The following is a 13,446-nucleotide window of genomic DNA, read 5'->3' as shown; positions in this document are numbered from 1 at the left end:
GGCTCGACCGCCCATTCAGGCCTGAACGGCACGGCAGTAGAGCCACGCCATGCGTGGCTTTCCTGGTCTCCAGGCACCTGCAAGTGCGCACCAACGGTGCGCACCCACCACAAGCAAGCAGAGGTCAGCCCCTACTCCGCCTGCGGGAACAGCAGCATCGCGTCGCCGTAGCTGAAGAAGCGGTAGCGCTGCTCGATCGCGTGCCGGTAGGCCTCGAACACGCGGTCCTTGCCTGCAAACGCCGAGATCATCATCAGCAGCGTGCTTTCCGGCAGGTGGAAATTGGTCACCATCGCGTCGACGCTGCGGATGCGGTAGCCCGGGGTGATGAAGATCTGGGTCTCGCCGGCGAACGGCAGCAGCTCGCCATCGCGCATCGCGCTTTCCAGCGCGCGCACCACGGTGGTGCCGACGCCGATCACCCGGCCGCCGCCGGCGCGCGTGCGCCGCACCTGCTGCACCAGTTCGGCGCCGACGTTCAGCCACTCGCGGTGCATAACGTGGTCCTTCAGGTCATCGGCGCGCACCGGCTGGAAGGTGCCCGCACCCACATGCAGGGTGACGTGGCCGAACTCCACGCCCTTGTCCTTCAGCGCCGCCAGCAGCGGCTCGTCGAAATGCAGGCCGGCGGTCGGTGCCGCCACCGCGCCTACCTCGCGCGCGAACACGGTCTGGTACCGCTCGCGGTCGTCCACGCCCGGCTCGCGCTGGATGTAGGGCGGCAGCGGCAGGCGGCCGGCATGCAGCAGCCACTGCTCCAGCGACTCCGGCACATGGAACTGCAGCACGTAGAACTCGCCATCGCGGCCCAGCACCTCGGCTTCGCCACCGGCATCCAGCGCGATGCGACTGCCGGCCTTCGGCGACTTGCTGGCGCCGACCTGCGCACGCGCCTGCTGACCGCCGAGCAGGCGCTCGATCAGGATCTCCACGCGGCCGCCGCTGGCCTTCTGCCCGAACAGGCGCGCCGGAATCACCCGGGTGTCGTTGAACACCAGCAGGTCGCCCGGCTGCAGCAGCGACGGCAGGTCACGCACCTGCAGGTCGGTGAAGGCGGCAGGTGCCGGCGGTACCAGCAGCAGGCGGCTGGCGGAGCGTTCGGCCAGGGGAGCCTGCGCGATCAGTTCAGCCGGCAGGTCGTAGTGGAAATCGGACTTCTTCAAGGCGGTGGGCGGCAACAGGTCGACAATGGCGCGCATTGTACGTCCAGCGTCTGCGAGCCGGCGCACTTCGCGGCGAACGTCGCGCAAAATGCTGCTATGCAGCAGGTTTCTACGGGGTTATCGCGCAAAAAAACAAGTGCTAGCATCGAACCGGAAGTCCGCTGCACGAGCCTGCCCCAAGCGCGCGTGATGACGCGCGTTTTGCTTTTGATGGCCCGTGCGACCCATTGTTTCAGGAGATCTGCAATGAGCTTCATCGAACGCCTCGCCCCCCTGCGCAACCAGCCCGGCACCCGCCTCACCACCGGCCTGGACGATGCCACCCTGACCGCCCTGTCCGCCAACCACCCGCAGCTGATCGCCGCAGTGGACGCCGCCGCCGAGGAGTTCGCGCGCGTGCAGGCCGACCTGGGGCCGCTGCTGGCGCAGGACGAACAGGCACAGATCGACGCGATGCAGGACGGATTCGTCAATTTCTATGCCGATGACGCGGTGACCCCGTACGTGGCGCTGGCCGCGCGCGGCCCATGGGTGGTCACCCTGAAGGGCGCCGTGCTGTACGACGCCGGCGGCTACGGCATGCTCGGCTTCGGGCACACCCCGGACGCCGTGCTGGAGGCCATGGCGCGCCCACAGGTGATGGCCAACATCATGACCCCCAGCCTGTCGCAGCAGCGCTTCATCACCGCCCTGCGCGCCGAGATCGGCCACCGCCGTGGCGGCTGCCCGTTCGCCCGTTTCATGTGCCTGAATTCCGGCTCCGAAGCCGTCGGCCTGGCCGCGCGCATCGCCGACGTCAACGCCAAGCTGCAGACCGATCCTGGCGCACGTCACGCCGGCGCTACGATCAAGCGCGTGGTGGTCAAGGGCAGCTTCCATGGCCGTACCGACCGCCCTGCCCTCTATTCGGATTCCAGCCGCAAGAGCTACATGCAGCACCTGGCCAGCTACCGTGGCGAGGACTCGGTGATCACCGTGGCGCCTTACGACGAGGCCGGCCTGCGCAAGGTGTTCGAGGATGCTGCACGCAACCAATGGTTCATCGAAGCCGTATTCCTGGAGCCGGTGATGGGCGAAGGCGACCCGGGCCGTTCGGTGCCGCCGTCGTTCTATGCCGTTGCCCGTGAGCTGACCCGTGCGCATGGCAGCCTGCTGCTGCTCGACTCGATCCAGGCCGGCCTGCGCGCGCATGGCGTGCTGTCGGTGGTCGATTACCCGGGCTTTGAAGGCCTTGACCCGCCGGACATGGAGACCTATTCCAAGGCGCTCAACGCCGCGCAGTACCCGCTGTCGGTGCTGGCGGTGACCGAGCATGCTGCGCAGCTGTACCGCAAGGGCATCTACGGCAACACCATGACCAGCAACCCGCGTGCGCTGGACGTCGCCTGCGCCACCCTGGCGCAGCTGACCCCACAGGTACGCGCCAACATCGCCGAGCGCGGTGCCGAGGCCGTGCGCAAGCTGGAACAGCTCAAGAGCGAGCTGGGCGGCCTGATCACCAAGGTGCAGGGCACCGGGCTGCTGTTCTCGTGCGAGCTGGCCCCGCAGTTCAAGTGTTATGGCGCCAACTCCACCGAGGAATGGCTGCGCCAGCACGGCATCAACGTGATTCACGGTGGTGAGAACTCGCTGCGCTTCACCCCGCACTTCGGCATGGACAGCCAGGAGCTGGACCTGCTGGTGGCCATGGTGGGCCGTGCCCTGCGTGAAGGCCCGCGCCGCGAGCAGGCCGCGGCGGCGTAAGCCATCGCTTACGTAGAGCCGAGCCCATGCTCGGCTGGCCTTTGCCGTGATCTGAACGAAGGGCAGCCGAGCATGGCTCGGCTCTACAGAAGGGCTCATAATCCAAGGGCACCCCGTCTCTGACCGCCTTGCGGTCGGTGACGGGGCGTTTTCGTTTCCGGTCAAGAGACAGAAGATCCATGAAATCGATCTGTGTGTACTGTGGTTCCAACGCTGGCAGCAAGCCGGCCTATACCGAACGCGCCATTGCACTGGGCGACCGCATTGCCCGCGATGGCCTGCGCCTGGTGTATGGCGGCGGCAACGTTGGCCTGATGGGTACCGTGGCCAACGCCGTGCTCGCCGCTGGCGGCGAGGTGACCGGCGTGATCCCGCGCCAGCTGGCCGACTGGGAAGTGGCCCACCGCGGCCTGACCGAACTGGAGATCGTCGGCTCGATGCATGAGCGCAAGTCGCGCATGTTCGACCTCGCCGATGGCTTCGTTGCCCTGCCCGGTGGCTTCGGCACCATGGAAGAGATCTTCGAGATGCTGACCTGGCGCCAGCTGGGCATCGGCAACAAGCCGTGCGCGTTCCTCGATGTGGAAGGTTTCTACGCGCCGCTGATCGGCATGATCGACCGCATGGTGGAAGAGCGTTTCCTGCATCCGGACCAGCGCCAGGACCTCTGGTACGGCTCGGACATCGAGGAAATGCTGGTGTGGATGCAGAACTACCAGCCGGCGCAGGCCTCGAAGTGGATCGACGAGAAACGTCGCTCGGCTCTGCGCTGAAGTGAACCGTCGCGGTGGCTCACGCCAGCGTCCGCGCCCACGGTGCGGGACGGCCCAGCAGGTAGCCCTGGCCATAGTCGCAACCGAGTTCGCGCAGTGTCTGCCGCTGCGCCTCGGTCTCGATGCCTTCGCCAATGGTTTCGATGCCCAGGGTGCGGGCCAGTGACAGCACGCCTTCGACCAGCGCGCGCGTGCTCTGCACTTCCGGCCCGTGCAGGCCGGCGATGAAACTCTGGTCGATCTTCAATGTACTGATCGGGAATCGGTGCAGGTAGGACAGCGCAGAAAAGCCGGTACCAAAGTCGTCCAGCTGCACCTGGATGCCACGCTCGCGCAGGCCCTGCAGGATGCGCAGCGTGTGCGGCGCATCGTCCAGCAGCGCGACCTCGGTAATCTCCAGCCGCAGCCGGCGCGGATCGGCGCCACACGCGTCGAGCAGGCCGAACAGGCGGTCGCTGAACTCGGCCGAGCGGAAATGGCGCGGCGAAACGTTCACCGAGACATAGCTCTGCCCACCTTCGGCCAGGCGCGCGATGACCTGCTCGTAGATCAGCCAGTCGACCTGTTCGATCAGGCCGCTTTCCTCTCCCAGCTCCAGGAACGCGCCGGGCAACAGCAGGCCACGACGCTCGTGCTGCCAGCGGAGCAATGCCTCATGTCCCACCACTTCGCCATCGGACAGGCGCACGATCGGCTGGAAGAACGGAACGAAATCACGGTTGTTGATCGCGCGGCGCAGATCGGCTTCCAGGTCGAGGCTGCGCATGGCCTGTTCACGCATGTCCTCGTCGAAGATCGCGCAGCGGTCATGGCCCTGCGCCTTGGCCCGGTACATCGCCGCGTCCGCATCACGCAGCAGCTCCTCGCCGGTACGGTAGCGCGGATTCCACAGCGCGATGCCCAGGCTGCCGGACGGGAACAGTTCGCGGCCGGCGATCCACATCGACTCCTGCAGTGCCAGCAGCAGGCGCTGGCCGAAATCCAGTGCCTGTGCCAGGCCCTGCGGGCATTGCAGCAGTACCGCGAATTCATCACCGCCCAGCCGTGCCACCACATCATCGGCACCGGCCATCGATACGATGCGCTTGGCCACCTCCACCAGCATGCGGTCACCCGCGGCGTGGCCGATGCTGTCGTTGACCAGCTTGAAGCGATCCAGGTCGAGGAACAGCACGGCGAACACCGGCCCACCCTCGCGCTTGGCCAGCGCCAGCGCATCCTGCAGGCGATCGAGCAGGTGCAGCCGGTTGGGCAGGCCGGTCAGCGCATCGTGCATGGCCTGATGGGTCAGGCGTTGCTCGGCCCGCAGGCGCTCGCCGATCTGGCCGAGCAACTTCTCGTTGACCTCGGCCAGCTCACGCGTGCGTTCCTCCACGCGCTTTTCCAGTTCGGCATGCGCCAAACGCAGCCGTTGCTGGTCGCGCTGGCGCGCCAACCCGGTTCCGATGTTCTGCGCAACGAACGTCAACAGCCGCTGATCGTGCACGCTGAACGTACTGTTCTCGCTGTAGCTCTGCACCACGATCGCACCGACCACCTCGTCATCGCGCAGCAGCGGCACGCCCAGCCAGCAATGCGAGCGCGCGCCGGATTCACGCACCTCGCCACTGGCCAGCAGCGCATCGATCTGGGCGCGTGAGGCCAGTAGGGGCCGCCGGTTGCGCACCACGTATTCGGTCAGGCCGCGACTGAACGGACGAGGTGCACGGCTGGCATTGTGCTCGTCCACCGAATAGACGAAGTCCAGGCCGTTGCCGCTTCCGTTCACCAGCGCGATATAGAAGTTGCGCGCATCGAGCAGGCGCCCGACCACGCCATGCACCTGCCCGTAGAACTGGGCCAGGCTGTCGGCCGACATCGCCATTTCGGCAATGTTGTACAGCGCGGTCTGCAGTTGCTCGGCGCGCCGGCGCTCCGCCACTTCATCCTGCAGGCTGTGGTTGGCGCGCTGCAGTTCCAGCGTACGCCGCTCCACCTGTTGCTCCAGCCGGACCTGCGCCTGGCGCCGATCCATCGCAGTCTGCACGTGCTGCGCGACAAAGCCCAGCAACGCCCGCTCGGCCTCGCCATAACGGGCCGCCAGCTCATAGCTCTGCACCACGATCGCGCCGCATACCCGGCCATCGCGCAGCATCGGCACACCCAGCCAGTCCAGGCTTTCGGGGCCACGCTGCGGGTCGTGCTCCTGCTCGACCACGCGCGCCAGCAGTTCGCGCGAGGGTCCGCTGAGCGGCTTGCCATGGCGCAGCAGCGCGACGGTCAAGCTGCGCGGCATCTCGGCGGCGTCATGGCTCTGCGTCGGGTCGGCGACGAAATCGTCGACCTGGTCGGCGAAGTACAGGAAGCGGATCTGGTCACGCACATCATCGTATTCAACGATGTAGCAGTTCTCCGCATACATCAGCGTGCCGAGCACGCCGTGCACGTGACGCAGCATCTCCGACATCTCCAGATCGGCGCCGGCCAGATCGGCGATCTGGAACAGCGCCTGCTGCAACCGTTCAGCTTCTTCCAGCGCCTTGATCTGCCCGGCCTGGCGGCCACGCTGCAGTGCCAGTTCCATGGCCTGACGGGCCAGCCCCCACCACGCCGCGGAAGGCACGGCGCCTTCCACCGACAACTGCAGGCGTGCACCGTCATGTTCCCAGCCATGGGAGCCCTCGCCGATGCCCGGCGCAGTGAACGCGCCTGCCGCCCCGTCGGCCGGCCACCCGCCCTGACCACGCCCGAGCTGCGGGTCGTCCCAGCCGACGCGGACCAAGGCCGTTTCCGGCAAAAGCGCATGCAACGCGCGCACCAGCGCCGTGCTCAGCACGGCCTCGTGTGGTGGCTCTTCCGCCGGTTCAGCATGCGTGGACAAATGACAATCTCTTGGCGCCGTCGATGCGTCGCCTCCCCTGAGCCGACGAGCATAGCGCGCCACCCGGGGGGCAATGGAAGCCCGTAAACCCCGAATCGTGCGCCCGTACGTTTTTCCTGCTGTCTGCAGCCCCTTCCGAGCCATGACCCTCGCCCTGCCCGCCCCTGCCACCGGCTATGCGCCATCGCCTGCAGGCCTTACCCTGTACGCCGTGGAAGCCAGCGCACTGCCAACCGATGAAGCCTTGATGCTGGCCTGGGCCGGCGGCGACCTGCGCGCGTTCGAAAGCCTGTATGCGCGCCATCGCAAGCGACTGTTCGGTTTCCTGCTGCGCCAACTGCGCGACAACGCGCTGGCCGAGGAGATCTTCCAGGACGTCTGGCAGCGGGTGATCAGCGCCCGTGCCGGGTGGCAGCCCGAAGCAGCGTTCAGCACCTGGCTGTTCCGCATCGCCCACAACCGCCTGAACGACCATTGGCGCGCCGCCCGCCATCGCCCTGCCGCACCGGCCGACGCCGACCTGCGCCTGGCCGCGATCGAGGACGGGCAGACCCCGGAAGCCGAACTTTCCGAATTCGAACAACGTCGCCGCATCCAGCTGGCGATGGAGCAATTGCCGCCGGAGCAGCGCGAAGTGCTGCAACTGCGGCTGGATCAGGAACTGAGCCTGGAGGAGATCGGCCAGATCACCGGCGTAGGCCGGGAAACCGTGAAATCGCGGCTGCGCTATGCGATGGACAAGCTGCGTGCGGGATTGAACGCATGAACCGAGACGAACCGCTGACGCCGGAAGAACGCGAGCTGGCCCGGCTGCTCGGCCGTCGCGCCGAGCAGGCACCACCGGCCGCACTGGACGCCGCCATCCTGGCCGCGGCACGTGCCGCGGTTGACGCTCCGGGTACCGATGTTGTTGCCTCTCCCGAGGCGCCGCGCAAGCAGCGCACAGGCCCGCGTTGGCCAGCGGTGTTCGGCATCGCCGCTTCGATGGTGTTCGCCATCGGCATCGCCTGGCAGCTGCGTCCTGAACCGCCACCGGTTCCGGCGGGCGAGACTGCTGTTGCCGCAGCACCGGCTGCGGCAGAAGACGTCGCGGCTGCCGATCAGGCCGCTGGAAGTGGTTCAGCCGACAGCGCAGTGGCGGTTGCGGAACCAGCCGCTGCTCCGGCAGCACCCGAGTCCGCACCTGTTTCCGCTGCCCCGGCACCGGCCATCGCGCGTGCGCACAAGCCTGCGCCGGCCAAGACCGCTGAAGCGCCGGCCCAGGCTGCACGGTCCATGGCCGCGGATGCGGCCGCCGACACCTCCTTTGCGGCGCTCCCGCCCGCTCCGGCTGCAGCGCCGCCAGCGCCACCTGCACCGGCCGCCTACTCGGCACCCGCACCCGCACCGGCATTCGCGCCAGCAGCGTCCGGGGCAATGAACGCACGCACGGCCGCGGCACCGGCAACCAATGCCGCCGAGGCGGAGCGGACGCAGGCGCTGGATCGGGTGGAGATCACCTCGATGAAGCGTGAGGCGCCCAGCCGTTCCGCACCGGGCATCATGCGCCGCGGCAGCGACGCGGGCCTGAGCGCGGATGCCGTGCAGGCCGAGGTGGACGCCGACGCGCGACTGCCGCGCCGGCAGTGGCTGCAGAAGATCCGCGCGCGACGCGACGACGGCCAGCGCGATCTGGCCCGCGCCAGCCTGGAGCGCTACGTGCAGCAGTATCCGGAAGCCCGCCTGCCGCGCGACCTGCGCCCGTTGCTGGACGACTGAAGCAGAACGTGACCTCCGGCGACCCCGTAGAATGACGGGAATGCTCGATACCCTCGACCAGCCTGTCAGCCACACGCTGGAAGTCAAACACAGTCGTTTCATCGCCCATGCTGCGCCGATCGACAGCGCCGCAGCGGCCATGGCGATCCTGCAGCAGGTTGCAGCAGCCGACGCGACCCACAACTGCTGGGCCTACCGGTACGGCCAGGACTACCGCTCCAGCGATGATGGGGAGCCCGCTGGAACGGCCGGACGACCGATCCTGGCGGCAATCGATGGCCAGGGTTTCGACCGTGTGATGGTGGTGGTGACGCGCTGGTTCGGCGGCATCAAGCTGGGCGCCGGTGGACTGGTGCGCGCCTACGGTGGCGCTGCCGCCGAGTGCCTGCGCACCGCCCCCCGCCTGCCCCTGGTGGCGATGGCCCGGCTGCAGCTGCTGGCCGGCTTCGAGGACCTGGGCATCCTGCACGCCACCCTGCCCGCCTTCGGCGCCGGGAAACTCGATGAACAGTTCGATGCCAACGGCGTGTGCCTGCGGGCCGAATTGCCGGCCGATCAGGTCGATGCATTGAAAATCCGCCTGCGCGACGCCACCCGTGACCGTATCCGCATACAAGACGACAACCAGGATGACTGACAAGGACGACGCCCCTGCCTCGACCCCGCCGCTGCGCCGCCTTGGCAGCCTGCGGACGTTGTGGCCGTTCGTGCGCCGCCACAGCGGGTTGTTCACCGCCTGGCTGCTTGCCCTGGCGGTCTCTTCGGCCGCCACGCTGAGCCTGCCCCCCGCCGTGAAGCAGATGATCGACCACGGCTTCACCAGCGGTGGCCAGATCAACCGTGCCTTCGCCCTGCTGATGCTGGTGGCGGTGGTGCTGGCACTGGCGACGGCCGCACGGTTCTTCTTCGTGTCGCTGCTGGGCGAGAAGGTCGTCGCCGACCTGCGCAGCCGCCTGTATGCACACCTGATCCAGCTCGGCGCCGGTTTCCACGACCGCAGCCGCAGCGGCGAACTGGTCTCGCGCCTGACCGCCGACAGCGAACTGCTGCGCAGCGTGGTCGGCTCGACCATGTCGGTCGCCCTGCGCAGCAGCGTAACCGTGGTCGGCAGCCTGGCGATGCTGTTCGTCACCAGCCCGCGGCTGGCCGCGTGGTCACTGCTCGGCATCCCGCTGGCGGTGCTGCCGATCATCGTCGGCGCGCGCAAGCTGCGTACGGTTGCGCGCAGCAGCCAGGACCGCATCGCCGATGCCAACAGCCTGGCCAGCGAGACGCTGGGCGCCGTGCGCACGGTGCAGGCGCATGCGCGCGAGCCCTATGAGCGCGGGCGCTTTGACAAGGCGCTGGGCGATGCCATCGGTGCCGCACGCCGGCGCATCGGTGCGCAATCGCTGGTTACCGCCAGTGCCATCCTGTTGGTGTTTGGCGCCATCGTTGGCGTGCTGTGGCTGGGCGCGCACGATGTCATCGACGGCCGCCTCAGTGCCGGCACGCTGGGCCAGTTCGTGTTGTACGCGCTGATCGGCGGCGGCTCGGTGGGCGCCCTGGCCGAAGTGTGGAACGAGCTGCAGCGTGCGGCCGGTGGCATGGGCCGTATCGGCGAGCTGCTGCAGGAAGACATCGAGATCCGTGCGCCGGCGCAGCCGCACGCACTGCCGCAACCGCTACGCGGCGAAATCCAGTTCGACGACGTGGTTTTCCACTACCCGCAGCGCCCGGACCAGGCCGCGCTGGACCACTTCAACCTGCATGTCCGCCCGGGTGAGACCGTGGCCCTGGTCGGCCCGTCGGGCGCAGGCAAGAGCACGGTGCTGTCGATGCTGCTGCGCTTCCACGATCCGGCCAGCGGCCGCATCTGCGTGGATGGCATCGACGTGCGCCAGGTCGATCCGGCCGAGCTGCGCGCGCAGCTGGCACTGGTACCGCAGCAGCCGACGCTGTTCGCAGCCAGTGCACGCGACAACATCCGCTACGGCAGGCTGCAGGCCAGCGACGCCGAGGTCGAGGGCGCCGCACGTGCAGCAGAGGCCGATGGCTTCCTGCGGGCATTGCCGCAAGGCTACGACAGTGAACTGGGCGAGCGCGGCGCACGCCTGTCCGGTGGCCAGCAGCAGCGCGTGGCGATCGCCCGCGCGTTGCTGAAGGATGCGCCGATCCTGCTGCTCGATGAGGCCACCAGCGCACTGGATGCGCAGAGCGAGCATGGCGTGCAGCAGGCACTTGAGCGGCTGATGGCCGGTCGCACCACGCTGGTCATCGCCCACCGCCTGGCCACCGTGCTCAAGGCCGACCGCATCGTGGTGATGGACCAGGGCCGTATCGTCGCCGAAGGTACCCATGCGCAGCTGCTGGCCGAAGGCGGACTGTACGCTGAACTGGCACGACTGCAGTTCATCGATTGATGACGGCCGGCTAACATCGGCAAGACCAAGCTGGCCCCGCACCCGCAGCATCCGCTGAAGGAGGTACGCGATGTCGTTCCGTCAGTTCCCCGCCGTCGACAGTAATGGCGAAAGCCACATCATCATCGAATTCAAGCCCGAGGCGAACGGCAGCGGGCACCACTCCGAAGCCACGCCGCGCTATGAGCTGGATGACGGGCGCCAGCTGGTGCGCAATGGGCGCGAGTTCACCACCAGTGGTGGTGAACTGCGGTTGACGATTTGAGGTTCGCCGGGCACGGCCCGGCGCTACCGCATTCGTGCTGCTCCGCGCTCGCGCTACCGGATCTCCATCCTCCGCTCTGGCAGGTTTCGACCTTGATCGACACGCTTTTGGCCAAAAGCGCCCGAGCATGGTTCGACCCTACAGAAAAGCGTGGCCAATTTTTCGCCAGGCATCTTGACAGCCTTTGCCTGCAAGGGCTGAGCGAGGTTATCCACACGTTTGCTCAGGATCCATCCACACCGCCTGTGGATGAATGTGGTCAGCCGAGCACCCGCCCGATGCCGCTGGCGTCCACTTCCGCGGCCGCCCGGGTGATCGCTGCCGGATCACTGCCGGCAATGAACCCGATGCGGAAGTGCACTTCGCCACCAGGCGTACGTGAGGAATGGATCGAGGCCAGGCTGATGCGATGCTGCTCGAACACGTTCAGCAGCTCGCGCAGCGAGCCGGGCCGATCTTCCGGCAGGTGTACTGACAGCGCGTTGCGCTCGGTCAGGTCAGCCAGCAGATAGCCCACGCGTTCGAACGTGTAGTTGCCGTCCGCCAGCGCCTGCTCGCCGAAGGCAGTGCGATTGGCCGACAGCAGTTGCTCGCGGAATGCACCACGTGCACCGTCGTCACCCTGCACGACCTGCGCCTGCAATGCCTGCAGCTGGCCCACCAGCCGCTCCAGCATCGGCGCCACGTACGGGTTGCCGAACTGGATGTCTTCGTAGATCGCCGGGTTGAGCGACAGGATGCGCGAAATGATCGCCGTATCCAGCTCGAACGATGCCGAACGGTACGGCATCATCGCAGCCAGATCGCCCAGCTGCGGCTGGTACTGGCGCAACACGCCGGCCTGGGCCAGATGGGTGGCATGCACCATCGCCTGCACCAGCGCCATCATCTGGTCGTGGTGCTGCGGCGTGGCCCGCACGCACTCGGCCTGCAGCGCGGCGCACAGCGCATCGACCCACGCCTGCCAGAGCTGCAGCCGCGCTTCGCAGACCACCATCACTCTGCCCTTCAGGGTCGGCGCCTTCGGCGGCGCGGTCATAGGGTGCAGGCCGACCACTTCGGCCCGCGACGCCAGCATCGCCTGCACCGGCGCCTCCTTTACCGAGGTCACATCCAGCCACAGCCTGCCCTGCTCGCGGCCCGCCGATTGCCGCACGTACTCGGCGATCAACGCCGGGGTGTGCCGGATCGGTGCCGAGAACACCAGCACATCAGCCTGCGCCAGCAGGTGTTCCGGCGTGTGCGAACCTGGGGCGGCCGGATCGTGGCCGATCACCTGCAACTGCAGGTGCTGCTGGAAGAAGCGGGTCAGCCAGCGCCCGTAGGCGCCAGCGCTGCCGATGATGCCGACCGTGCGCGGCGTGCGTGGGTCCAGGCCGCTCATGCAACGCGTTCGGCGCGGAAGCGCGTGCCTTCGGCCAGCGCCGCCGGCGCGGCGGCGACCACGTCGAATTCCTCGAAGCCGTTGTCCAGGGTCGCCTCCAGCGCCGCATGGGTCCCGGCAATCGCACGCGAAATCGCCTGCTGCATCGATTCGCCGCGCAGCAGGAACGACACCACCAGCGACATCAGCACATCGCCGGTACCCGCCACGTCCACCGGCAGCAGCGGCGAGGTCCAGCGCCAGGTTTCCTCGCGGCCGACGGCCAGGGTCACCAGTTCACCCGGGGTGCCGCCCACGCTGTGCGCGATCACCCAATGCGGGCCGCGATCCAGCAGCGTGCGCGCGGCGGCGATGGCATCGGCCTCGGCCAGCGCCGACATGCCGGTCAGGCGATTCAGTTCGAAAGCGTTCGGCGTCACCAGCCACGCATGCGGCAACAGGCGCTCGGCGAAGATCGCTTCCAGCCCGGGTTCCACGTAGGGGCCGGTGTGCGTGTCGCCAATCACCGGGTCCAGGCAATAGCGCAGCTGCGGGCAGGCCGGCAGGATCCCGTCCAGCCAGTCGGCGAAGGCGGCGCCGTTGGCGGTGCTGCCGAAGTAGCCGGAGACCAGCATCTTCGCCCGTTGTGGCAGGCCACGCTCTTGGCTGCCCAGCAGCAGGTCGGCGAACCAGTCAGCGGGCAGCACGCGGCCACGCGTGGTGTCGTAGAAAGGCGCATTGCTCAGCAGCACGGTCGGGATTTCCGCCACGCGCACGCCCAGCGCGCGCATCGGCGGTACGGCGGCGCTGTTGCCGGCGTGGCCGTAGACAAGTTGCGACTGGACCGAGATGACATCGATCGGCGACGGGCCATCCGGCCGCTGGCGGCGGCCGTGGACCAGGTGGTTATCAAGGGATTCGCTCATGGCCGCATTCTACGCCCGGTGGAGTGTTCGGCAGGGCTTGCAGCCCTGCACCTGCCGAAGCTGCAAGCAACGGCAACGGCAACGGCAAAAGCGAGCTATCCGTGGGGTGGCGGGGCGGTGTGGGTGGTCAGGACACGCCGTAAACCCATCCATGGGGGCTCGATGGCGCCATCCATGGCGCCAACGGTCCTGC

At 67.8% G+C, this 13,446-nt stretch carries 11 protein-coding genes; 7 read left to right on the top strand and 4 right to left on the bottom strand.

The genetic code is table 11. The features are described 5' to 3' along the window. Nucleotides 1-131 precede the first annotated feature (131 nt). Nucleotides 132-1,199 (bottom strand): tRNA preQ1(34) S-adenosylmethionine ribosyltransferase-isomerase QueA, encoded by a 1,068-nt coding sequence (queA, locus tag PEM_RS06600; RefSeq protein WP_065185185.1) that lies wholly within the window; start codon nucleotides 1,197-1,199, stop codon nucleotides 132-134. A 210-nt stretch (nucleotides 1,200-1,409) separates the two neighbouring features. Between queA and PEM_RS06595 the strand changes: the two genes are divergently transcribed. Together PEM_RS06595 and PEM_RS06590 are read left to right on the top strand one after the other, a co-directional pair. Further along, nucleotides 1,410-2,906 (top strand): aminotransferase class III-fold pyridoxal phosphate-dependent enzyme, encoded by a 1,497-nt coding sequence (locus PEM_RS06595; RefSeq protein WP_005416198.1) that lies wholly within the window; start codon nucleotides 1,410-1,412, stop codon nucleotides 2,904-2,906. A 179-nt stretch (nucleotides 2,907-3,085) separates the two neighbouring features. Continuing rightward, a complete protein-coding gene (locus PEM_RS06590; RefSeq protein ID WP_005416197.1) occupies nucleotides 3,086-3,679 on the top strand; it encodes a TIGR00730 family Rossman fold protein in 594 nt (197 codons plus the stop codon). 19 nt (nucleotides 3,680-3,698) lie between these two features. On the opposite strand, the gene PEM_RS06585 is transcribed toward PEM_RS06590, so the two are convergent. Then, nucleotides 3,699-6,539 carry an EAL domain-containing protein gene (locus PEM_RS06585; RefSeq protein ID WP_065185187.1) on the bottom strand — a complete coding sequence of 947 codons (2,841 nt, stop codon included), beginning with the start codon at nucleotides 6,537-6,539 and terminating at the stop codon, nucleotides 3,699-3,701. Between the two features lie 247 nt (nucleotides 6,540-6,786). Between PEM_RS06585 and PEM_RS06580 the strand changes: the two genes are divergently transcribed. From PEM_RS06580 to PEM_RS06560, 5 genes are all read left to right on the top strand, one after another. After that, nucleotides 6,787-7,305 (top strand): RNA polymerase sigma factor, encoded by a 519-nt coding sequence (locus PEM_RS06580; RefSeq protein WP_229298213.1) that lies wholly within the window; start codon nucleotides 6,787-6,789, stop codon nucleotides 7,303-7,305. Then, complete coding sequence (locus tag PEM_RS06575) at nucleotides 7,302-8,297, top strand: hypothetical protein (protein WP_005416194.1); 996 nt, start codon at nucleotides 7,302-7,304, stop codon at nucleotides 8,295-8,297. The genes PEM_RS06580 and PEM_RS06575 overlap by 4 nt, the downstream gene beginning before the upstream one ends. Before the next feature lie 40 nt (nucleotides 8,298-8,337). Continuing rightward, nucleotides 8,338-8,934: a YigZ family protein gene (locus tag PEM_RS06570; RefSeq protein ID WP_111129538.1), complete on the top strand. Its 597-nt coding sequence runs from the start codon at nucleotides 8,338-8,340 to the stop codon at nucleotides 8,932-8,934. Then, a complete protein-coding gene (locus PEM_RS06565; protein WP_005416192.1) occupies nucleotides 8,927-10,699 on the top strand; it encodes an ABC transporter transmembrane domain-containing protein in 1,773 nt (590 codons plus the stop codon). Before PEM_RS06570 ends, PEM_RS06565 begins: the two co-directional genes overlap by 8 nt. A gap of 70 nt (nucleotides 10,700-10,769) precedes the next feature. Beyond that, nucleotides 10,770-10,964, top strand: a complete 195-nt coding sequence (locus PEM_RS06560; protein WP_005416191.1) for a hypothetical protein — start codon at nucleotides 10,770-10,772, stop codon at nucleotides 10,962-10,964. Between the two features lie 259 nt (nucleotides 10,965-11,223). On the opposite strand, the gene PEM_RS06555 is transcribed toward PEM_RS06560, so the two are convergent. Beyond that, complete coding sequence (locus PEM_RS06555) at nucleotides 11,224-12,348, bottom strand: prephenate dehydrogenase (RefSeq protein ID WP_111129536.1); 1,125 nt, start codon at nucleotides 12,346-12,348, stop codon at nucleotides 11,224-11,226. Continuing rightward, a complete protein-coding gene (pdxY, locus tag PEM_RS06550; RefSeq protein WP_111129534.1) occupies nucleotides 12,345-13,253 on the bottom strand; it encodes a pyridoxal kinase in 909 nt (302 codons plus the stop codon). The genes PEM_RS06555 and pdxY overlap by 4 nt, the downstream gene beginning before the upstream one ends. Between the last annotated feature and the right edge of the window lie 193 nt (nucleotides 13,254-13,446).

The sequence above is a fragment of the Stenotrophomonas sp. Pemsol genome (assembly GCF_003586545.1).
In the GTDB taxonomy this organism is placed as follows: domain Bacteria; phylum Pseudomonadota; class Gammaproteobacteria; order Xanthomonadales; family Xanthomonadaceae; genus Stenotrophomonas; species Stenotrophomonas sepilia.
Note: the sequence above shows the minus strand (reverse complement) of the source record. Positions and strands in the feature narration are given on the sequence as shown.